Raw genomic sequence first — 21,452 nt, forward strand, 5'->3', positions numbered from 1 at the left:
CCGGTGGGGACGACGGCGGCCCCGCACCTTTCTTGCAAAGGTGCGGGGCCGCCGTCGTACTTTCTGGAACGCTTAGCCCAGGCGGGACTTCAGGCCGGCAAGCTCGGACTGCAGCGCTTCGGGGAGGGAATCGCCGAAGTTGGCGTACCATTCCTCGATGGACGCGAGCTCGGTGGCCCACTCGGCCGGGTCAACGCGGACAGCTTCCTCGACCTGGGCAGGCGTCATGTCCAGGCCCTTGAGGTCGATGGATTCGCCGGTGGGAACAAAGCCGATCGGCGTCTCGACGGCGTCTGCCTTGCCTTCCAGGCGCTCGATGGCCCACTTGAGGACACGGGCGTTGTCGCCGAAGCCAGGCCAGGCGAAGCCACCCTCGGCCGTGCGGCGGAACCAGTTGACCAGGAAGATCTTGGGCAGACGCTCCGGGTTGCCCTTGGCGGACAGGTTCACCCAGTGGTTGAGGTAGTCGCCGGCGTCGTAGCCCATGAACGGCAGCATGGCCATAGGATCGCGGCGAACCACGCCCACCGCCCCGGCTGCCGCCGCAGTGGTCTCGGAGGACAGCGTGGAACCCATGAAGATGCCGTTTGACCAGCTGCGGGCCTCGGTCACCAGGGGGATGGTGGTCTTGCGGCGGCCGCCGAACAGGATGGCGGAAAGCTCCACGCCGTTGGGGTTGTTGTACTCCTCGGCCAGCATGTCGATCTGGTCGATCGGCGTGCAGAAGCGCGAGTTCGGGTGGGCTGCGGGTTTGTCCGAATCCGAGGTCCAGGAGTTGCCCTGCCAATCGGTCAGGTGAGCGGGCACGTCCTCAGTCATGCCCTCCCACCACACGCCGCCGTCGTCGGTCAGTGCAACGTTGGTGAAGATGCTGTTGCCTTTGGCAATAGCGCGCATCGCATTGGGGTTGGTGCCCCAGCCGGTGCCCGGAGCCACGCCGAAGAGGCCGGCCTCGGGGTTGACGGCGCGGAGCTCGCCTTCCTTGCCGAAACGCATCCAGGTGATGTCGTCACCGAGCGTCTCCACCTTCCAGCCTTCGATGGTGGGATCGAGCAGCGCGAGGTTGGTCTTGCCGCAGGCGGAGGGGAAGGCAGCCGAGACGTAGTACGTCTTCTGCTCGGGCGAGGTCAGCTTCAGGATGAGCATGTGCTCGGCCAGCCAGCCCTCGTCGCGGGCCATGACGGAAGCGATACGCAGGGCGTAGCACTTCTTGCCCAGCAGCGCGTTTCCGCCGTAGCCGGAGCCGAAGGACCAGATGGAGCGTTCCTCGGGGAAGTGCACGATCCACTTGTCCGTGTTGCACGGCCACGGCACGTCCGCCTGGCCTGCTTCGAGCGGCGCACCCAGGGAATGCAGGGCCGGCACGAAGAAGGCGTTGGTCTCGGTGATGCGGTTCAGCACGTCGGTGCCGATGCGGGCCATGATGCGCATCGAGGCAACAACGTAGGCGCTGTCGGTGATCTCCACGCCGAACTTGGGATCCTCAGCGTCGAGGTGTCCCATCACGAACGGGATGACGTACATGGTGCGTCCGCGCATGGAGCCGGCAAACAGCCCACGCAGCTTCTCCTTCATCTCGACCGGGGCCATCCAGTTATTGGTGAAGCCGGCGTCGTGCTCCTTCTCGGAGCAGATGAAGGTCTGCTCTTCCACCCGGGCTACGTCCGCGGGATCAGAGAATGCAGCGAAAGAGTTGGGGAAGAGTTCCTCGTTCAGGCGCGTCAGCGTTCCTGCTGCGACCAGTTCATCGGTAAGACGCGTGTTTTCCTGTTCGGACCCGTCAACCCAGTGGATCCGGTCGGGCTGCGTGAGTCCAGCAACCTCTTCGACCCATGCCAGCAGGCCAGCATGCGTGGTGGGTGCTTTCTCAAGCAGCGGCAGTCGTGCGAGATCGCCCATTGCGGTTCCCTTCCTCGGGGTCATCGGTGTGGACTAAATGCTATTGGCCGCCCAAGGGCGTCATGGGAGGCCAGCGGTGCACGTTCGTGATCGTTGGAGCCGAAAACCGCGCAAATTCAAGGAAAACCGCGCACAAACGGCTGTATTTAGGTGACGAAGGTCACCTAGACCGGTCTAGTCAGCTAGATTACATGCCTCCCGATTTGGTACTCCGGGCCACCCTCGCGTAAAGTAATTCGAGGTTCGGGGAGCAAGAAACTCCGCGAAACACAAAATGCGCCCATAGCTCAGCTGGATAGAGCGTCTGTCTACGGAACAGAAGGCCGGGGGTTCGAATCCCTCTGGGCGCACAGAGAAAGGCCCGTATCGGCTCGCCGATACGGGCCTTTTGTCGTTAAGCGCAGCGCCCCTTCCTGCCACCGGCCTCGGCCCAGGAACAGCCCGGCCACGCGCGGCTTCCCACGGAAATGCGTCACTTTCAGCAGCAAACCCCCGCACTGCCCCTGGATTCGCGCGGGCGAGCCCGCCCTTCGCGGTCAAAAGTTACGCAGTTCTGTAGTCACCCTGATTGACGACGACAGCGCTCCCCGCCTCCCGCGAGGCGGGCGTAGGCTGGACGAATGACGCCTGAAACGCTGCAACGTGAATTTGATGTCATTGTGATCGGTGCTGGTGCCGTGGGGGAAAACGTCGCCGACCGGGTGGTCCAGGGCGGCTTGACGGCCGTTCTCATTGAAGCCGAGCTGGTGGGTGGCGAATGCTCGTATTGGGCCTGCATCCCGTCCAAGGCCCTGCTCCGCCCAGGCACAGCCCTGCACGGCGCACAGTCAGTACCCGGCGCAGTGGAAGCCGTCACCCTGACACTGGATGCAGCGGCAGTCCTTAAGCGCCGGGATTATTTCACCGCAAACTGGCAGGACGACAGCCAAGTGAAGTGGCTGGACGATGCCGGGATTGAGCTGATCCGTGGCCACGGCTGGATCACCGCGCCGCGCACCGTTGAAGTAGCCGGGCTGGACGGCAACACTTACGAACTCAAGGCGCGTCACGCCGTCGTACTGGCCACCGGCTCCACACCCACCACCCCTCCCATCGACGGGCTGGCGGACCTGCAGGTCTGGGGCACACGCGAAGCCACCTCGGCCAAGGAGGTGCCGGAGCGCCTGGCTGTGATCGGCGGGGGCGTAGCGGGCACCGAGCTGGCGCAGGCATTCGCACGCCTGGGCTCGGACGTGACGCTGGTGGCCAGGAGCGGACTGCTGGGCACATTCCCTGCAGAGGCCACCAAACTTGTTGCCGCGGGGCTGCGCGCGGACGGCGTGGCGGTCCGCCTCAACACGTCCACCGAAAGTGTCCGGGAAAACGACGACGGCACGTTCACCCTGACGCTTCAGGACCAGGCGCCGGACGGCCGAACCACTGTCACTGCCGACAAGGTCCTCGTTTCAACAGGCCGGCATTCCGCCCTCGAAGGCCTCGGCTTGGAAAGCCTGGGTTTCGAAGCCGAGGGTGGGCACCCACTGAAACTCACAACCGACTCCACTGGCCTAGTCCAGGGCCTCCCGGACGCCCCGGGCACCCCAATCGAGAACGGCGGGGATCCCTGGCTCTACGCTGTTGGCGACGCCGCCGGCAGGAACTTCTTCACACACCAGGGCAAGTACGAGGCCCGGGCGACCGGTGACGCGATCGCCGCCCGCGCCAAGGGCGAGCTCAGCGGCGTCCCCGCGGTCTGGAGCCGGTACGCGCAGACCGCCAACCAGCACGCCGTCCCGAACGTGGTATTCACCGATCCCGAACTGGCGGCCGTGGGGCGCACTGTGGAGCAGGCGAAGCAGGACGGCTACAACGTATCGTCCGTGGAGCTGCCAATCCAAGTGTCGGGTTCGTCGCTGCATTCGGAGCACTACGAAGGCTGGGCGCAACTGGTGGTGGACGAGGACCGGCGGGTCCTGCTCGGCGCCACGTTCGCGGGCCCGGACGTGGGCGAACTGCTGCACGCGGCCACCATCGCCGTGGTGGGCGAGGTCCCGCTGGAGCGGCTGTGGCATGCGGTGCCATCGTTTCCCACGGTCAGCGAGGTGTGGCTGCGGCTCCTGGAGAAGTACGGCTTGTAGGAGAGGCCGCAAGTGTCCGTTGGCTCTGGTCTATTCCACCCGCGCCCACTCCTCCCTCGCTATCTCCAATCGAGCTATTTGAACTGACCAGTCAGTTCAGTTAGGCTGGAGGTGGACATACACCGTCGAAAGGCCATTTTTGCTCTCCGTACAGCAGCTCCTTGTGAAGGGCCGGCGCGACGATTTGCTTCCGCCCACCTCTCTGCGGGTCGGCCGGGGTGAGCTCCTCCTCGTCACCGCCGAACGCCAGGACCAGCGGACAGCCCTTGCCCTGACCATCAGCGGGCGCATGAAACCCACTGGCGGCCGGATCTCGTGGGACGCCAACGAACGAACCAAATCCCTCCGCCTCGCGAGCGCCCTGGTGGATTCCCCCAACGTGAATGAGCCCGAGCAGCACCTGAGCGTCCGGGACCTTGTCACCGAGGACCTCGCCCTGATCCCCCGCCGTTACCGGGGCGCGCTGCTCAGCAAGCCCTGGCTCAAAGTCAACAGTTTCGAGGACATCGCGGACCTGTGGACGGAACAGCTGGCTCCGGACCGGCGCGTTGAACTGCTGACGGCCCTGGCCCTCGCCAGCCCGCACACCGACCTCCTGGTGGTGGACTCCCCCGACAGGCACGGTGCCCACGCTGCGGACTGGCTCCCGCGGCTTGAGGAGCTGGCGTACGACGCCGGCCGGCCGCTCGCCGTCGTCGTCACGGTTACTGCCCTCCCGGCAGGGTGGATGGGACCGGCCACGGTGATCGGTAACGCCGTCCCGGACGTGGACGAAGCGCCCGATGCGCCGACTCTCACAGACGAAGAAACCGAATCCCTCTTACTCGAAACCGAGGATGCCAAGTGACAGTGCTGCGGCTGGCCCGTTCCGAACTCAAGCGGATGACCGGCGGGTTGCTGCCGAAGCTGACCATCCTGGCCCTGATCATGGTGCCGCTCCTGTATGGGGCCGTGTACCTGTACGCCAACTGGAATCCCTACGGGAACCTGAACCAGATCGACGCCGCCCTGGTGGTCGAAGACACCGGCGCCACGTCCAGCGACGGCACCGAGCTGCAGGCGGGCAAGAAGGTGGCGGACGGCCTGGTGGAAGGCAACGTCTTCAACTGGCAGGTGGTCCCCACGGCGGCCGAGGCCGATGCAGGGGTCAGCAGCGGCAAGTACGCGTTTGCACTGAAAATCCCGGCAGAGTTCTCCACAAACCTGGTCTCACCCGGCAGCTTCGATTCGGCCAGCCAGGCGATGCTGAACGTCACCACCAACGATGCCAACAACTACCTGCTGAGCACCATCGTGGACAAACTGACCACCGCGGTGCACACCACTGTGGCCAAGGAAGTAGGCGAAGAGACGGCGACCCAGCTGCTCACCGGCTTCGGCACCATCCACGCCCAGATGCTCAAGGCCGCTGACGGCGCCGGGCAGCTGGCGGACGGCGTCGCCACCCTCCGCGACGGGACCGTCACCCTGCATACGGGCACCAGCGAGCTCAGCGCCGGGGCGGGCGAACTCTACAACGGGCAGCTGAAATTGCGTGATGGCGCCAATCAGCTGACCGACGGCGCCGGGCAGCTCAGCAGCGGGCTCTCCGTCCTGAAGGACAAGACCGCCACCCTGCCCACCGACACCCAGACCCTGGCCAACGGCGCGGCCCAGGTGGCCGCCGGGAACGCGCAGCTGAACACCAAGGTCCAGGGCGTCGTTACGCAGCTTGATGCCGCGGACCAAGGACTCCGGACGCGCGTGATCGAATCGAATGCCCGCCTGGTCGCATCCGAAGTGATCACCCAGGTGCAGGCCGACAAAATCCTGGCCGACTTCGATACCGTGGCAGCCTCCAGCCCCGTGGCCGCAGCGAAAACCCGGATCCAGACCGACGCCACCCAAATCCAGCAGCTCGCGGACGGCTCCGAAGCCGTGAGCGTCGGCGCAGCCCAGCTGGCAACGGCCACCCCTGCCCTGAAGGACGCCATTGTTCAGGCCTCCGGTGGCGCAGACCAGCTCCACACCGGGGCGGCCACGCTGGCCACCGGCGAGCAGTCTGCGCTGGATGGCGCCAGGCGCCTCTCGGAAGGGGCGCAAACGCTCGACGCCGGCGCGGGCCAGCTTGAAGCGGGTGCCGCCACCGCAGCTAACGGCTCACGGACGCTGGCCAACGAAATTGCCAAGGGAGCCGGGCAGGTGCCCAACCCGGACGATTCGCAGATGAGCAGCCTCTCAGAGGTGATTGCCGATCCGGTTGCGGTTAGCAATGTCTCCCAGGCAAAGGCGGATTCCTACGGCGCGGGGCTGGCACCGTTCTTCCTGACGCTCGCCTTGTGGATCGGCATCTTTATGCTGGTCCAGGCGATGCGGCCCATCACCCAGCGGGCCCTGGCGTCGAACGCTCCGGCCTGGAAAATCGCCGTCGGCGGCTGGCTTCCGTTCCTGGCCGTTTCGGTGGTGCAGGCGAGCCTGCTGACCCTCGTGGTGAATCTGGCGCTGGGCCTCAACCCGGCGCATCCGGTGCTGATGTGGCTGTTTATGCTGGCCGCGGCCATGGCCTTCAGCGCCATCATCCAAGGCATCGTGGCGCTGCTGGGGTCACCAGGCAAACTGGTGGTGCTGATCCTGCTGGTGCTACAGCTGGTGTCCTCGGGCGGCACGTTCCCCTGGCAGACCACTCCGCAGCCACTCCACGTGGTCCACGAGATCCTGCCTATGGGCTACGTCGTCACGGGCATGCGGCACCTCATCTACGGCGCGGACCTGTCCGGGATCGTGCCCACTGTCCTGGGGCTGCTTGGCTACACGTTGCTGGGCGCGGCGATGTCCACGTTTGCTGTCCGGAAGCACAAGCACTGGACCCTCAAAACGCTCAAGCCGGAGATCGCGGTATGAGCCACCCCGTTCCCGGACCTGACGTGCCTGATCCCGTTGGGTATGATCCTGTCGGGCACGATCCTGGCGTACATGAACCCGTTGGGCATGGTCCTGTCGGGCACGATCCTGGCGTACATGAACCCGTTGGGCACGATCCGGCCATGCACGGTCCGGCCGAGAAGAAACTCCGCCCGGCCCGGACCAACGCCACCCGGCAGAAGCTCTTCGACGCGTCCATGGAGCTGATCGGCCAGCGTGGCGCAGCGGGTGTCACTGTGGACGAGATTGCCGCGGCGGCGGGTGTCTCCAAGGGCACTGTCTACTACAACTTCGGCAGCAAGTCGGACCTGATCGCGCAGCTGCTGCGGCACGGCGTGGACATCCTGAAGGCACGCCTGCTCAGCGAGGCCGGGCAGCCCGGGGCCGATCCGCTGGTGGCCATGGAGGCAATGATCGGCCAGGCCATGGATTTCATGGCCGATTACCCGTCTTTCGCCCGGTTGTGGGTGAGCGAAAACTGGCGGACTCCCAGCGAATGGCGGGACACGTTCGCGGTGCTCCGGTCTGAACTCCTGGCGGTCATCGGCGCGGCCATAGAGAACGTGGCTGCCGTCTATCCGGTGGACGAAACGGTCTCGCGGGGCAGCCTCGAAACGGCGATCTTTGGCGCCTGCTTTGTGGTGGGGCTTGACCGGCAAACCTACAACCCGGAACGCACCCGTGACCAAAGCGTTGCAGCAATCATGGCAATCCTGCGCGGCTATGTCGTGAAGTAGCAGGGATGATTGGACACATGCGCCACATGGGTAACAGGGGGAAGTTCGCCGTGATCGCGGCCGTCGCCGCCTTGGGTATGCTGGTGCTCACCGCCATCACCCTGGAAGAGGCCGTAATGGTCACGTTCCTGGGCCTGGTTGCGCTGGCATATGTTGCCGCCGTGGCGGAGGTCCTGGCCCGCGGGCGCCTCTTTGTATTGGTGGCCACCGCGGTGGGATCCAGCCTCACCATTGCCTTCTCCCTTGCCTTCGTCAGCACCTGGGAGCTGGCCTTCGCCGAGCAGTCGTCGATCTTCGGCACACCGCTCCCCACCGGGGATCCGGACAACTACTTCTACTGGGGTGCGGCCTCAGCGGTGGCCACGCTAGCGGTCCTGTTCCTCGGCGCAGCCTGGCCGGCGGGAAGGCGGTTGGGGACTGCCAAACGGAGGCCCTCGCCAGCCAAGCGGCGGCCCGCTTCCGGCACTGGCCGCCCTACTGCGCGGCGCCCGGCAACCGGAGCCACGGCGGCCCGGGGCGCGGCACCCCGGGGTGCCGCCACCGGTCAGCGCGCGTCAGGCGCCCGCGCGCCCGCCCGGATGCCAGCCTCAGCAGCCAAGCGGCCGTCGTCGTCCGCCTCCCCGGTCCGCAAAACGGCACCCAAACCGGGCACCAAGACGGGCGCCAAACCAGCACCCCGCCGCTGACCCAGCAGAACCTGCCGGCCTCGGCCGGCGAGCACGGCAGTCGCCACCCCGCCCAGGAGGAGCAGCCCGCCAGCCAGTTCCGCCGGCGTCGGCACCTCCCCCAACGTCAGCCAGGCCGCGCTCATCCCCACCACGGGCACCAGCAGGGTAAAGGGCACCACGGCCGACGACGGATAGCTGGCCAGGAGCCGGTTCCAAATTCCATACCCCACCAACGACGCGAAAATGGCTGTGTACAGGGCACTTAGGATCGTGGCCGGTTGGAGGTCTGCCAGCGTGCCGAACACCACGTCCGGGCCATCCACCAGCAACGACAGCCCGGCTAGGGGCAGCGGAACCACTGCGCCGGACCAGACCACCAGCCCCAGCCCGGAGGCGGCCTTGGCCTGACGCGCAATCACGTTGCCGGCGGCCCAGGACAGCGCGGCTCCCAGGACGATGATAAGCGGGAGCACCGGGGCCACGGCACTGCGGCCGACAGCCACCACGGCCAGCCCCGCAACGCCTAGAACGACGCCAGCCAACTGGCTCCGGCTGGGACGCTCGCGCAGGAACCCTGCAGCCAGGAGGACGGTGAGCAGCACCTGCGCCTGGAGGACCAGGGAGGCGAGGCCCGCCGGCATGCCCAGCGCCATGGCCAGGTAGAGGAGACCGAACTGGCCCGCGCTCATAAAAACGCCGACGCCGATGATCGCCTTCCAGCTGACGTCCGGCTTCCTGATGAAGAAGATCCAGGGGAAGACCACCAGAAGGAACCGCATGGCCACAAACAGCAGCGGGGGAACCTCACGGCCGTTCGCATGCAGGCCGAAGTCGATGGCGACGAAGTTCAGGCCCCAGAGAACGGCGACCAGGGCAGCAAGGAGGGAGTGTCGGAGGTTCACGGTCCCACTCTTACAGAACGGGAGATGAAGCACCAGCGTTGAATTATGCGTCGAATCATGTACGTTTGCTTCATGATTGAGATCAGTTCGCTGCGGGCACTGGCGGCGATTGAACAGCACGGTTCGGTCATAGCGGCGTCCGAGGTGATGGGCTTCAGTCCGTCGGCCGTCTCCCAGCAGATCAAGAAGCTGGAGAAGCAGACCGGGTTCCCCGTCCTGGAGCGCCGCGGCCGCGGGGTGCTGCTGACCGAGCGGGGGCTCACCTTGGCAGCCTACGGCCGGCGTATCCTGTCGGAGCTCGAGGAACTGGAATCCACCCTCTTGGCGGATCCGGCCAAACCTACCGGAAACCTCAGGGTTGTTTCCTTTTCCACTGCCTGTCGGGGCCTCGTGGGGCCGCTGCTGGGACGGCTGGCTTCATCCGGAGCGGACCTGGACCTCAGCGTGCTGGCCGAGGACCCTCGGGAAGCGGTGGCGCGGGTGGCCAACGGAGAAGCGGACCTGGGTGTGGTCCACAATTGGAACTCCGTCCCACTGGTCATACCGGAGCATATGACGCTTGAGTGGCTGTGCGAGGACGTAGCGGACGTCCTAATGCACCGCGACCATCCCCTGGCGGTACACAGCCAGGTGGAACCGGCTGACCTCGTGGATGAACGCTGGATCAGCACACCGCACGGCGCCATCTGCAACGAGGCGCTGCTGAGGATCTTCGCCGATCTTGGCCGGGTGCCGGACATCAGGGTCTACGATCCAGACTTCGCAACCCACATCGCACTGGTGGAGCAGGGAGCCGTTGTGGCGCTGGTCCCCCGCCTCGGCCGGCCCGCGCTGCCTGCGGACGTCATCTGCCTGTCCCTGGTCAACCCCACGCAGGTCAGACAGGTGGGCATCGTGTACCGCCGGACCATGGCGGCCAGCCCGGGTATCCAGCACGTCGCCGGACTGCTGCGGGAGGTCGCCGAGACGCGCGGGGTCGCCGGGTCCCGGGTGGTCAGCGGGTCCCCTGGGGTCAGTGGGCTCGCGGGACCTTGAACTTGGTCAGCCGGGCGTCCTGCCCGTCCAGCTCGGCCCAGGATTTTTCCGTTTCCAGCACCGTGAGGGCGCTGGTGGGGTAACGTGTGGCGGCGTCCATGTAGGCGTCGTGGTTTGAGTCGCGTGAGGCCAGGTGCATGGCGAGGTCCTGGACGCCAGGCATGTGCGAGATGAGCATAAGCGTTGTCACGGTGTCAGGCACATGGTTGACCACGGCGAGCATCCGCAGCGCAGAGGCGGCGTAGAGGCCGTCCTCAAGCTTCGGCGTCGGGGCCTTATCCCCCAGTTCTGAGCACACCCAGGTGCAGGTCTGGCGGGTGCGCAGCGCACTGGAACACAGGATGAAGTCCGGGAGGATGCTGTGCTTGACCAGCCACTTGCCGGCCAGGGGCGCCTCGCGGTGGCCCCGTTCCTCCAGCGGCCGCTCATGATCCGCCACGCCGCCGGGCCAGTCGGCCTTGGCATGCCGCATGATCACCAGGCGTTTGATGTGGTGGTCGCTCATCCCCCAAGCCTAGACCCGCAAGACCCGCGGCGACGCCGAAAAACCCGCCAACGCCCGTCACGCCCAGCACGCTTTTGGCGGGCGTGAGAGTCCAGCCCCGCAGAATGCCGGGCCCGGGCCAATGCCAGGAAGCCAAAAGCATGCTCCCCGTGACAAACCTGGGCCACCGGGCCCTCGAGCAACAGCCGCGGAGGCCAACACTCGCTGGTCCGGGCTGAACGCGAAAAGGCGGCACATCCCGAAAGCGCCGTTGTTGCGTGAGGTACGAGCGCAGGCGCAGAGGGGTCGTGCCGCCTTTTGGCGGTACTGAAGTAAGGACTAGATCGAGTATTCCGGAGCGGCCCAGACAATAACTTCGGGGTGCTCGTAGAAGCGGTAGCCCTGGCCGCGGACGGTACGGACGGTGTTGGCGAGGCGGCCCAGCTTGGAGCGGAGCCGGCGGATGTGGACGTCGATGGTGCGCTCGTTGGGCACTTCCTCGGCGTTGCGCCACAGGCCCTCGAGCAGTTCATCGCGGCCAACCGTGCGGGTGCCGTTTTCCACCAGGTAGTTCAGGAGTTCGAATTCCTTGAAGGTCAGGTTTAGGGATTCGCCGTCAAGGTGGACTTCGCGGCGGGCAAGGTCGATCAGGACACCGGACGGGCGCGGGTCCTGGGGCTGCTGCAGCCGGGCAGTCTCGGTGCGCTTCTGTGCGTTCACGGTGGGGTCACCAAAGGTGGACCGGACGACGTCGAGCGCGGAACCCGGGGTGCTGGCCGGGGCCACGGCCACGGCCGCGTAGCTTTCGGCGCCGGTCACGAGTGACTGTGCGTAAGCGCGGATTTCCTGGGCAAGTTTGGCAATTGAGGTTCCGGCAGCCGCTGCGGTTTCCTCGTCGATGCCCATGTAGAGGACAAATCCACGGGCAACGGTGTCGTTGGCGACGGGCCGCACGGCGTTTGGTCCAGCGACAACCGGGGTGGGCGCGGTCAGCGGCGCGGCTTCGGCAGGCTGGACAGCACGGAGCTGGCCGTAGGAGTTGGGGTTGTAGCCCTGGGGTGCGTAGCCAGGGGCGGGAAAGCTGGCGCCGGGGGCTGCCGGGGCGAATGCCGGTCGGGCGCCGAAGCCTTGGCGGAGGCCGGAGGCCTGGCCCGCCTTGCCTGCGTTACGGACGGAGATGTGGACGTATCCGGATGCAACTGACATGAATGCTTACCTCAATGTGAATGGCCGTCATCGCGGCTCGAATGCTGATTTTCCCCGCAATGAGATCTGGGGAGGGCGCCCTACGCTGGGCTGGGGGGCGAATGCCTAGGAACTTCGTGGGGTCTGAAGGTCAGGCGTGCATTCGACAACAGCGCATGTCGGCACCAGCGGATGTGCTGGGCCAATATTCTGCGGCTGCAGGTGCTGTTGAGTTCTTGTTCACAATTCAAAGTGTGCAACGTAACAATGAGAACTTGCAAGTAACAATGGGTGCGTTGTTCCGCATAGTGAGACAAAATGCGGTTTTGTGTGATAGATCACCATTCTGAAATGACGACAAAATAGGAGTTGTTGTCCGCCGGAGGTCCGCAAATAGCCCTCTGGGGCGAACAATCTTCGCTCTGTTGCCCTGCTAAGCCCGTGAAATTCACGGTGCTATGACTTGCCGAAATTGCCTGTTACCTTTTGCCGCCTGTCCAACGGAAACGGCTCAAACCCGCGAATTGTCGGCGGCCCGCTCCCCCATCCAGCTCGCTAGGCTGGGATTCACAGCGTGCGCACAGGAACCACATAGCGCGGGCTCACCGAATGATCGGAGAGTTGTCCCATGGCCACTTCGCACCCCATGACCAACAACCTTCCGCAACTGACCCACCCGGACGGCTCCCCCATCCGCGCCCTGGTGGTTGACGACGAACCCAGCCTTTCCGAACTCATGAGCATGGGGCTGCGCATGGCCGGATGGTCCGTTGCCGTGGCTTCGGATGGCCCGGAGGCCGTTAAGCTTGCCAAGGAGTTCCGCCCGGACGTTCTGGTGCTGGACGTAATGCTGCCAGGATTCGACGGCGTTGAGCTGCTGGGCAGGATCCGCGCCTTCGCGCCCGAGGTACCTGCGCTTTTCCTGACCGCCAAGGACGCCGTCCAGGACAGGATCGTGGGCCTGGCGGCCGGCGGGGACGACTACGTGACCAAGCCGTTCAGCATGGAAGAGGTCCTGCTGCGGCTGCACCGCCTGGTCCAGCGCTCCGGCGTTGCCGCGATGGACACTGCCGAACTTGTGGTGGGCGATCTTGTCCTCAACATCGACACCCGCGAAGTGACCCGAGCGGGCGACAACCTCCAGCTCACCGCCACCCAGTTCGAGCTGCTCCGGTACCTCATGGAGAACCCCAAACGCGTGATCAGCAAAGCCCAGATCCTGGACCGCGTCTGGAACTATGACTTCGGCGGCCAGGCCAACATCGTGGAGCTCTACATCTCCTACCTGCGCAAGAAAGTGGATGCAGTGCACCCGCCCATGATCCATACCGTGCGGGGTGCCGGCTACGTCATCAAGCCGGCTGAGTAGCAGCTCCATGTCCTCGCCGCGAGCCACCCCAGCACCAGCCCGGAGCTGGCTGAAACCGGACACCTGGCATCTGCGCACGCGCCTGATCCTGTTGGCCATGGCCCTGTTGGTGGCCATCTGCGGAGCCGTGGGGCTGTTCAGTTACGCCTCCATGGACTCGTTTCTCACCGGGCAGCTGGATGAACAGCTGAGCCAGGCCGCCAAACGCTCGAACGATCCGGGCCGCCCGCCCCTGGGCGGATTCAACGGCAGGCCGGACCCGCTTGACTCCCGCGGGCAAAGTGTCGGAACGCTGAATGCACGGATCCTGAACGGCCAGATCAACAGTGGCGGCTTCCTGGACTCGGACACCACGCGCCTGGCCCTCGACGCCGAAGACAAGCAAAACCTGCTGGCGCTGACGCAGAACAGCCTTCCCGTGAACCGCTCGCTGTCCAACGGGGATTACCGGATTGTGGCCGTGAAAACCGGCTACGGCGATGTCCTTGTCACGGGCCTTCCGCTCGCCGCCAAGGAGAGTACTCTGGCGTCGCTGGTGTGGACGTTTGTGTTTGTCTCCCTGGGCGGGCTGGTGCTGATCGGCCTTGCCGGAACGGTGCTCATCCGGCGCACCATGAAGCCGCTGGAGCAGCTTTCCGAGGTTGCCACCCGCGTCTCGCAGCTCCCCTTGGATGCCGGCGAGGTGGCACTCGCGGTGCGCGTCCCGCCGTCGAACTCCAACCCCGGGACCGAGGTGGGCAGCGTGGGGCACGCCGTCAACCTCATGCTGGACAACGTGGCCAACGCCCTGGAAGCCAGGCAGAAGAGCGAGACCAAGGTGCGGCAGTTCGTTGCCGACGCTTCCCATGAGCTGCGCACCCCGCTGACCGCCATCCGCGGGTACACCGAGCTGATGCGCATGACCGAGAGCTTCACGCCCGACGGCCGGAAGTCCCTGGCCCGGGTGCAGAGCCAGTCCGAACGCATGACCACCCTGGTGGAGGATCTGCTCCTGCTCGCCCGGCTCGATGAGGGCCAGCCCCTGAAGCTCAGCGAAGTTGACCTCACACAACTCGTCATCGAAACCGTCAGTGACGAGAAAGTCATCGCCCCGGACCACCGCTGGCGCCTTGAACTGCCCGACGAGCCGCTCGCCGTCACCGGAGATGCGTCCCAACTGCGTCAGATGCTGGTCAACCTGCTCTCCAATGCCCGCAAGCACACGGCGCCCGGGACCACCGTGGTCACAGCTCTCACCAAGTCTGCCAATGGCGGTGCAGCGGTGACGGTAACGGACGACGGCGGGGGCATCCCTGCGGAATTCGTTGACCACGTTTTCTCCCGGTTTGCCCGCGCAGACGCGGCCCGCAAGGGTACGGCTCCGGCCTCGGCCGCCGGGGCGTCCGAAGGCACTAGTGGCTTGGGCCTGTCCATTGTCCAGTCGATCATGGAGGCCCACGGCGGGAGCGTGGAAGTGACATCGCGGGCCGGACGGACCGAGTTCGCGTTACTCTTCCCTGCCAGCGCGCTGGCGTGACCCACTAACGCCCAAGCGCAGCAAGGCGACACACCGTCGTCGTGATTCCTGTTACCAAAATGTGACTTAAGCTTCCAACTCCTGTAGCGTCGATGACGTGTGGTTCCCGTTGGGCTGCATATCCGGATGACGCCAAGCTCTGCCGCTTCCCGGATTCCGTTTTCAGAGGCAGAGGCGGGGGACCCACCGTCCCGGGCACCAAGTGCCCTTTGGGGTTAAGCCAACACGTGATTGTGCCGTGTGGCCGGATGCCCTCATCCGAACCCGACAGCTAACTCCGCAGGTGTGAGAGGCGATCCATCATGTCTGAATTCAAGGTACAAACGCGCCCGCAGGGCGACACAAAGTCCCACAGCCACCGCAAGCAGACCCGCTTCGGTGCAGCTATGTCCCCAAAGGCCAAGGCGGCCCGCATTCCCTCCGTGGGCCAGCGCGTCGCGGTGTTCGCGACGGCGTGCGCCCTGCTGGTCGGCGTCAGTGCCGCAGCACACGCTTCCGAGTCTGCGTCGCTTGCGGCCAGCGCGGACCAGGCCGCCGAAGAAGCCAGCGCCCAGTCGAAGCTGAGCTTCGAGGCAGCCGAGATCCAGCCCCCGGCCTCCCCGGAAGCTGCGCCGGCCGAGATCAACGTCGCGCCCCAGGCCGCCGAACCGGCACCTGCCCCGGCCCCGGAGCCCGCTCCGGAACCTGCACCCGCGCCTGTTGTGGCCGTCAACGACCCCGCAGGAGCGCAGGCCTACGCTGCTGGCCAGCTGGCGACGTACGGCTGGTCCGCTGACCAGATGCAGTGCCTGCAGACGCTGTGGACCAAGGAATCCGAATGGACCACCACGGCCACCAACGCCAGCAGCGGCGCGTACGGCATCGTCCAGTCATTGCCCGCTGAGAAGATGGCTAGCGCCGGCGCGGACTACGTCACCAACTACCGCACGCAGATCAACTGGGGCCTGAACTACATCCAGGAGCGCTACCAGTCACCGTGCGGCGCGCTGAACTTCCACCTGTCGCACAACTGGTACTAGGCCGACTCCCCCGCGGCGCGGCGCGGCGCTGGCCGCACGCCGCGCCGCAGATCACCAAGGTGTTCCGCCGGACTCAAAGCCGGAAAGAAATGAGCTGCCGTCCCGCGGCGTCCATTTCCACGGAGGCGGTCACGGCACGGTAATCCGCGATATGCAGCACGCCTGCCGGCAACTCGCCCGCATTGGGCCCCACGGCCACCGTCCGGATGCCGGCGGCAACGCCTGCCGCGATTCCTGCGGGCGCATCCTCGAACACCACGGCGTCCTCCGGTTTCACGCCCAGCAGACCGGCGGCCATCAGATAGCCTTCCGGGTGCGGCTTGCCCCGTGTGACCAGGTCCGCCGTCACGGCCGTGGCCGGCATCGCCAGCCCGGCAGCGTCCATGCGGATGTCCGCCAGGGTCCTGTCCGCTGAAGTCACCAGCGCCACTGCCCCGGCCGGGAGGCTGCGAAGCAGGTCGGCAGCCCCCGGCAACGCGACGATACCGGCAGTCCGCACCCTTTCCATCGCGCCGAGTTCCGCAGTGAGCGCCACGACGTCGGCGCCGGCCGGCGCGAACCGGCGTACGGTATCGGCAGCCTGGACGCCGTGCGAAGTGCGCAGGATTTCCGCAAAGTCCAGGCCGTACCTGGCCGCGAATTCTCCCCAGACCTCCTCCACTACTGCCGTGGAGTCCACCAGTGTGCCGTCCATATCGAAAAGGACGGCCCGGCAGGTCAGGGTTCGCGTGGCGGCAGGTGTGGGGATGTTCATGCTGCCCATTTTGCCTTAGGCGTCACGACCCCAGGCATCACGCCCTTAGGCGTCACGACCCGGGATGCCATCGGGATCAGCGAAATAGACGAAGTGCCCCCAGTCCTGCACGTCAATGTCGCTGACCTCCACACCGTTACCCTTGAGGTGGTCGTGGGCAGCCTGGATGTCGCTGACCACCATCTGCAGGCTTGGGGCCGTACCCGGAGGGGCGTGATTGAGGCCCTCGCCAATACAAATGGAGCGGGCGGATCACGGCGGGGTCAGCTGGACGAAGCGGATGCCAGCCATGGGCCGCTCGTCGAAATCCGGGTTGAATCCAACTTTGTTGACGTAGAAATCCTTGGCGCGGTCCACGTCGGATACGGGCACAAAAACGAGTTCAAGTTTCCAGTCCATGCGCCACAGGCTAAAGGCAGCGGCAGGAAAGCAGAAGGCCTGAAATCCGAAGCAGCCCCGAATTAGCCGGCGATGCCGTACAGGCGGTCGCCGGCATCGCCGAGCCCGGGAACGATGTAGGATTTCTCGTCGAGCCGTTCGTCAATGGAGGCCAGCACGATGGTCACGTTGGCCTCGGCCAGTTCCTCTTCGAGCTTGGCCAGGCCTTCCGGCGCGGCCAGGAGGCAAATGCACGTGACGTCGGAGGCGCCGCGCTTGAACAGGAACTTGATGGCCTCGCGCAGGGTTCCGCCGGTGGCAAGCATGGGATCCAGCACAAAGATCTGCCGGTCCGTCAGGTCCTCCGGGAGCCGCTCCGCGTAGGTGATGATGTCCAGGGTTTCTTCGTCGCGGGCCATGCCCAGGAAGCCCACCTCAGCGGTGGGGACCAGCTTGGTCATGCCCTCAAGCATGCCGAGCCCGGCGCGCAGGATGGGGACCACCAGCGGCGTGGGCTTGGTGAATGCGGTGCCCACTGTAGTGCTGACCGGCGTCTCGATGGTGACCGGCTGGGTGCGGACCTCGCGGGTGGCTTCGTAGGCCAGGAGGGTCACCAGCTCTTCCGTCAGCTGCCGGAAGACCGGTGACGGAGTGTTCTTGTCCCGCAGGACGGTGAGCTTATGGGCGACCAGCGGGTGGTCCACAACGAGAGTGCGCATGCGTCAAAACTATCACCCGCGCGGAGGGCCTCCGGCCGGGAATCAGCTCGACGGATCATCCCGCAGTGCGGGGTGTTCGAACGTGGGTGCCGGGCCCGCGTGCTCGCGTTTCCGCAGCACGTGGAACAGCCGGTGCGCAAGGATCACCATGCCCACCCAGGCAAGGCCCAGGAACCATCCGGCCATCACATCCGTCAGCCAGTGGTGGCCCAGGAACACCCGACTCAGGCCCATCGCGATGATGAAGATCACCCCGGCGGTGATGGAAGTGACGCGCGCCCACAGCATTTCGAACTGGAGGCACATGACGTACACCAGGACACCGATCACCACCGTCGTATTCAGCGTGTGGCCGCTGGGGAAGGACGGCGAAGTCTCGTACGGAGGGACAGCTTCGGCGTGGTCCGGGCGGGTGCGGCCCACGAGCCGCTTGCCCACCGTGGTGGCCAGCGTGGAGACGGCCGCGGCGCCGCCCACCAGGACGATGGGCCGCAAGGTCCGGCTCAGGAACGTGAGCCAGGCTGTCAGGATGCTGGCTAGGATGGGCATGCCGATGCCCCCGCCGATGTTGGTGAAAGCCGTCACCCCGGCATCCAGCGCGGGGTTCCGAAGGCCCTGGGACAGCTCCAGCGCGGGCAGGTCCAGGGCGGCCAGTCCCTCTTCATCCACCACGTTGTTGTAGACCTCGGCACCCAGGAGCGCCATGGTGACCACTAAGGCGCCGCCCACCAGCATGGTCAGCCACAGCGCGGCGTATGGTTTGAACCATTGGCCCAGACGGTCCCTGAACGTGTCCACTATGCCTCCCGGCGTCCATGCTTTGCAGGCTGGATATCCTTCGAAACTATCATTGAGCCATGGTCGCCGCAGAAAAGAACCACCTCGAATGGATGGGTCTTGCCCTGGACGAAGCACGGCGCGCGCTGGACACCGAGGACGTGCCGATCGGCGCCGTGGTGATTGGGCCCGACGGCGCCGTGCTGGGTTCCGGACGGAACCAGCGGGAAGAGCTGGGAGACCCCACTGCCCACGCAGAGATAGTGGCCATCCGTCAGGCGGCGGACCGGTTGCGTGCCTTGTCCAAACTCGACGGCGGCACCGGGGACGGCTGGCGGCTGGCCGACTGCACGCTCGTGGTGACTCTGGAGCCGTGCGCCATGTGCGCCGGCGCGGTGGTCCTGGCCAGGATTCCCCGCGTGGTCTTCGGCGCCTGGGATGAGAAAGCCGGAGCGGCAGGCTCGGTTTTCGATATCCTCCGCGAGCGCCGGCTCAACCACTGGGTTGAGGTGTACGGCGGGGTCAGGGAAGAGGAGTGCGGAGCGGTCCTCAGGGACTTCTTCGCAGCGCACCGCAGCCGGCTGTAACGGGTCGCAGGCGGGCTGCAATTCGTCTCGGGCCTGCTGTAGCGCTCTCACCTGCCTGCACGACTCTCAGCCGGCTGCATCCAGGGCGGCGATCCTGTCCTGGCGGGAGGCCGGTGAGTCCAGGCTGAAGGAGCGGAAGTCCCCCAGTTCGTCCCGGATCCAGGCCTCTACCTCGGCGATGCGCCGGGATACTGCGGGTGTGGCCCCGTCAAAGAGCCAATAGGCAATCCGTGATTTCCCGGGATCGTATTGCCACAGCCCGATGATCCGGCCGCGGTCAAAGATCGGATGGTCCGGCAGGTCAGCCTGCAACGCCAACGTGGAACCCAGGATCTGCTTTCCCTTGTCCTGCTCGGCAAACAGATCCCCTGAATTCCTGCGGAGCAGGACCAACGAGTCCGTGCCGGCCAGCAGCTGAATCTGTTCCTCGGCCGGCGCCTCGAACAACGCAAGCCGCCCGACGTCGTCGGGCATCATCCACAGCACCTCACCGTTGGCGGTGGGAACCTCCACCGCCCCAGTGGCGGCCAACGCCGCCCTGGTGTGGGCCAGGGTGAACCCGGTGAACCATTGCGACTGCTTGACCGTGGCACCGCCGGTCCAGCCGAGATAGCGCGCCAGCAGGAGGCTGCGGGCGGCGTCGTCGTCCATGGCGGTGCGCTGCAGACCCCACAGTGTGTAGGCGTAGCGCTGCTGATCCAGCCGGCCGTTGGCGGGCACGCGCCGGATCCGGCCGTCCGCCTGGAGGAGGCCCAAGGCGGTCGGCAACGTGGTGGCCGCGCCCTTCTTTTTGCCCTCCTCGCCGAGGTTCCTGACAGAATCACCCAGGAGATCCTTGAGCTGTTTGGGGTCCAGCGGGCTACCGGCCTCGGCCAGGGCGTGGAGGATCTCCTCCTCCAGCAGCGTGATCTCGCCGCGCTCGACGCCCATCCTCGCCAGCACACGGAACGGCGCCACCGCGGCGTCCCGGCCGATCTGGAGGCCCCACGCAAAGTCATCCTGTCCCAGCACATAGGTGCAGCCGCGGGCGGTGGGCAGCTCATGGATTTTCAGCGACAGGACGTCGGCATCCGCCTGCGCACGGCTAGTGCCGGCGCGGGCAAAGAGCGTGAGGTACGGGTTGGCGCCGCCGACGGAACGGGCCCAGCCCGCCCTGCTAAACACGTCGGCGGCGTCCGCGCCCTGCAGTGTGCCGTCGAGGCCCTGCTTGCGCCAGGCCCATGCCCTGAGGAGCTCCGGAGTTAGCACCTGCGGATCCGGGGCATCTTGGCTCAGGGCTTGTGGGATCACGGCTTGTGGGATCAAGACGGCGGCGGAGGTCGGGAGCGTGGTCATGGCTTATTGTCCACCGGCCGTACGCGCAGCGGTAGGCATCCCCTCGGCTGGGGTTTCTTCAGCAGGCGTTTTGGCAGCAGGCTTTTTAGCAGGCACGCCGAGGATTTCCAGGACGTTCCGGGCGGTGGAGTCCCAGCCGGGCAGATGTTCCCGTGCCGCCAGTGCAGCCGCACGCCAGCCGACGCGGAGGGATTCGTCCACCAGCCACTGGCGGATCACGGCAGCGAGCACATCCGGGTGGTGGTCTTCAGGTCCGTTGCCACGAGGTGCGTCGCCTTCGGGTCCGGCGAGTCCGACGGCGGCACCTGGCACCGCATATGCCCCGGCATCACGTTCACCACCACGCTCGCCGTCCGGTCTTCCCGCGAGCCTGCCGGCGAGTCTTCGGGCGAGTCCCAACGCGTCCACGGCGCCGGTTCCCTCCCGCACGATGACGGGAATCCCGTGGGCCAACGATTCCGTCACCACAAGCCCAAAGGCTTCGGCCCGGGACACCAGCAGGCTCAGGTCCGTCCGGTTCCACGCGTCCGCCAGGGCGGTCCCGGCGAGCTGGCCGGTCACACGCACCCTGTCCTCCAATCCAGAGGAGGCAATGGCTGCCCGGACCTGTGCCGCATAGGCGGGATCGGCGTCGTCCGTTCCCACCAGGGACGCTGTCCAGGCGAGGTCCTGGAGCCTTGCCAGCGCCGCCACGGTCAGCAGCTGGTCCTTGTTGGGCAGCAGCGCGGCCACCGCAATGATGTGGGGCGGGGCCGAACCTGACGCCACCGGGGCAGGATCCGTCCCGGGCAAGGCAATCCCGCTGGCGCGGAGCCCGTGCTTTTCTGCCGCCGAGGCCGCAGCGGACGAACTCGTGCAGATCACACCGGCGGCCGCCCGCAATGCCCGCCCCTCGCCGTCGGGGTGGCTGGGCGACGGCATATGCTGCAGGACCCACGTGTGTTGTCCGGCGGCCGCGGCGTACTCCAGTTCGCTAGGGCGTGTCTCCTAATAGGGTGCTCCAGATGACGACGGCGTGCAGAACGGTCGCTGAGCGGTAGGTGAGGGCCAGTTTGTCGTAGCGGGTGGCC

The 21,452-nt window shown here is 66.1% G+C and carries 18 protein-coding genes, 1 tRNA gene, 1 pseudogene and 1 riboswitch; of the genes and pseudogenes, 10 read left to right on the forward strand and 10 right to left on the reverse strand.

Features of this window, described 5'->3' with window-relative positions:
• Nucleotides 1-72 precede the first annotated feature (72 nt).
• Nucleotides 73-1,899 (reverse strand): phosphoenolpyruvate carboxykinase (GTP), encoded by a 1,827-nt coding sequence (locus tag NG696_RS03795; protein ID WP_252567078.1) that lies wholly within the window; start codon nucleotides 1,897-1,899, stop codon nucleotides 73-75.
• Between the two features lie 276 nt (nucleotides 1,900-2,175).
• Here NG696_RS03795 and NG696_RS03800 point away from each other — a divergent pair.
• From NG696_RS03800 to NG696_RS03820, 5 genes are all read left to right on the forward strand, one after another.
• Nucleotides 2,176-2,249, forward strand: a tRNA-Arg gene (locus NG696_RS03800).
• 270 nt (nucleotides 2,250-2,519) lie between these two features.
• The gene (locus NG696_RS03805) at nucleotides 2,520-4,016 is read left to right on the forward strand and encodes a dihydrolipoyl dehydrogenase family protein (RefSeq protein ID WP_252574098.1); all 1,497 of its coding nucleotides are present in this window, start codon (nucleotides 2,520-2,522) and stop codon (nucleotides 4,014-4,016) included.
• 139 nt (nucleotides 4,017-4,155) lie between these two features.
• Nucleotides 4,156-4,863: a sugar ABC transporter ATP-binding protein gene (locus tag NG696_RS03810; RefSeq protein WP_252567074.1), complete on the forward strand. Its 708-nt coding sequence runs from the start codon at nucleotides 4,156-4,158 to the stop codon at nucleotides 4,861-4,863.
• A complete protein-coding gene (locus NG696_RS03815; RefSeq protein WP_252574101.1) occupies nucleotides 4,860-6,896 on the forward strand; it encodes a YhgE/Pip family protein in 2,037 nt (678 codons plus the stop codon). Before NG696_RS03810 ends, NG696_RS03815 begins: the two co-directional genes overlap by 4 nt.
• Before the next feature lie 143 nt (nucleotides 6,897-7,039).
• Nucleotides 7,040-7,654 (forward strand): TetR/AcrR family transcriptional regulator, encoded by a 615-nt coding sequence (locus NG696_RS03820; RefSeq protein ID WP_252567070.1) that lies wholly within the window; start codon nucleotides 7,040-7,042, stop codon nucleotides 7,652-7,654.
• Nucleotides 7,655-8,198: 544 nt separating this feature from the next.
• On the opposite strand, the gene NG696_RS03825 is transcribed toward NG696_RS03820, so the two are convergent.
• On the reverse strand, nucleotides 8,199-9,224 hold the full coding sequence (locus NG696_RS03825) for an EamA family transporter (RefSeq protein ID WP_252574102.1): 1,026 nt from the start codon (nucleotides 9,222-9,224) through the stop codon (nucleotides 8,199-8,201).
• A 72-nt stretch (nucleotides 9,225-9,296) separates the two neighbouring features.
• Here NG696_RS03825 and NG696_RS03830 point away from each other — a divergent pair, with 72 nt between their 5' ends.
• A complete protein-coding gene (locus tag NG696_RS03830) occupies nucleotides 9,297-10,259 on the forward strand; it encodes a LysR family transcriptional regulator (protein WP_252574106.1) in 963 nt (320 codons plus the stop codon).
• Here NG696_RS03830 and NG696_RS03835 read toward each other — a convergent pair.
• Together NG696_RS03835 and NG696_RS03840 are read right to left on the reverse strand one after the other, a co-directional pair.
• The gene (locus NG696_RS03835; RefSeq protein ID WP_160677714.1) at nucleotides 10,237-10,764 is read right to left on the reverse strand and encodes a SixA phosphatase family protein; all 528 of its coding nucleotides are present in this window, start codon (nucleotides 10,762-10,764) and stop codon (nucleotides 10,237-10,239) included. The genes NG696_RS03830 and NG696_RS03835 overlap by 23 nt on opposite strands.
• A 318-nt stretch (nucleotides 10,765-11,082) precedes the next feature.
• Complete coding sequence (locus tag NG696_RS03840) at nucleotides 11,083-11,949, reverse strand: winged helix-turn-helix domain-containing protein (RefSeq protein ID WP_252567062.1); 867 nt, start codon at nucleotides 11,947-11,949, stop codon at nucleotides 11,083-11,085.
• 607 nt (nucleotides 11,950-12,556) lie between these two features.
• Here NG696_RS03840 and NG696_RS03845 point away from each other — a divergent pair.
• The 3 genes from NG696_RS03845 (at nucleotide 12,557) to NG696_RS03855 (ending at nucleotide 15,832) form a co-directional block, all read left to right on the forward strand.
• Nucleotides 12,557-13,297 (forward strand): response regulator transcription factor, encoded by a 741-nt coding sequence (locus NG696_RS03845; RefSeq protein ID WP_252574109.1) that lies wholly within the window; start codon nucleotides 12,557-12,559, stop codon nucleotides 13,295-13,297.
• A 7-nt stretch (nucleotides 13,298-13,304) separates the two neighbouring features.
• Nucleotides 13,305-14,813 carry a HAMP domain-containing sensor histidine kinase gene (locus NG696_RS03850; RefSeq protein WP_252574112.1) on the forward strand — a complete coding sequence of 503 codons (1,509 nt, stop codon included), beginning with the start codon at nucleotides 13,305-13,307 and terminating at the stop codon, nucleotides 14,811-14,813.
• 144 nt (nucleotides 14,814-14,957) lie between these two features.
• Nucleotides 14,958-15,110: riboswitch (cyclic di-AMP (ydaO/yuaA leader) on the forward strand.
• A gap of 5 nt (nucleotides 15,111-15,115) precedes the next feature.
• On the forward strand, nucleotides 15,116-15,832 hold the full coding sequence (locus NG696_RS03855) for an aggregation-promoting factor C-terminal-like domain-containing protein (RefSeq protein ID WP_252574115.1): 717 nt from the start codon (nucleotides 15,116-15,118) through the stop codon (nucleotides 15,830-15,832).
• Between the two features lie 73 nt (nucleotides 15,833-15,905).
• Here the strand turns inward: NG696_RS03855 and NG696_RS03860 are convergent, their stop codons facing one another.
• The 4 genes and pseudogenes from NG696_RS03860 to NG696_RS03875 all read right to left on the reverse strand — a co-directional run bounded on the left by NG696_RS03860 (nucleotide 15,906) and on the right by NG696_RS03875 (nucleotide 18,418).
• Nucleotides 15,906-16,586 (reverse strand): HAD-IA family hydrolase, encoded by a 681-nt coding sequence (locus NG696_RS03860; protein ID WP_252574118.1) that lies wholly within the window; start codon nucleotides 16,584-16,586, stop codon nucleotides 15,906-15,908.
• Between the two features lie 45 nt (nucleotides 16,587-16,631).
• A pseudogene (locus NG696_RS03865) lies at nucleotides 16,632-16,985 on the reverse strand (VOC family protein).
• A 62-nt stretch (nucleotides 16,986-17,047) separates the two neighbouring features.
• Entirely contained in the window at nucleotides 17,048-17,683 is a 636-nt protein-coding gene (gene upp, locus NG696_RS03870; RefSeq protein ID WP_056342624.1) for a uracil phosphoribosyltransferase, read from the reverse strand.
• Between the two features lie 42 nt (nucleotides 17,684-17,725).
• Nucleotides 17,726-18,418, reverse strand: coding sequence for a phosphatase PAP2 family protein (locus NG696_RS03875; protein WP_374211168.1), 693 nt, complete (start codon nucleotides 18,416-18,418; stop codon nucleotides 17,726-17,728).
• Nucleotides 18,419-18,540: 122 nt separating this feature from the next.
• Between NG696_RS03875 and tadA the strand changes: the two genes are divergently transcribed.
• A complete protein-coding gene (tadA, locus tag NG696_RS03880; protein ID WP_252567053.1) occupies nucleotides 18,541-19,047 on the forward strand; it encodes a tRNA adenosine(34) deaminase TadA in 507 nt (168 codons plus the stop codon).
• A 66-nt stretch (nucleotides 19,048-19,113) separates the two neighbouring features.
• Here the strand turns inward: tadA and NG696_RS03885 are convergent, their stop codons facing one another.
• A complete protein-coding gene (locus tag NG696_RS03885; protein WP_252574120.1) occupies nucleotides 19,114-20,382 on the reverse strand; it encodes a DNA glycosylase AlkZ-like family protein in 1,269 nt (422 codons plus the stop codon).
• Between the two features lie 3 nt (nucleotides 20,383-20,385).
• Nucleotides 20,386-21,303, reverse strand: coding sequence for a glycosyltransferase (locus tag NG696_RS03890; protein ID WP_252574123.1), 918 nt, complete (start codon nucleotides 21,301-21,303; stop codon nucleotides 20,386-20,388).
• Nucleotides 21,304-21,452 lie beyond the last annotated feature (149 nt).

Source organism: Pseudarthrobacter cellobiosi (genome assembly GCF_023913755.1).
GTDB classification, from domain to species: domain Bacteria; phylum Actinomycetota; class Actinomycetes; order Actinomycetales; family Micrococcaceae; genus Arthrobacter; species Arthrobacter cellobiosi.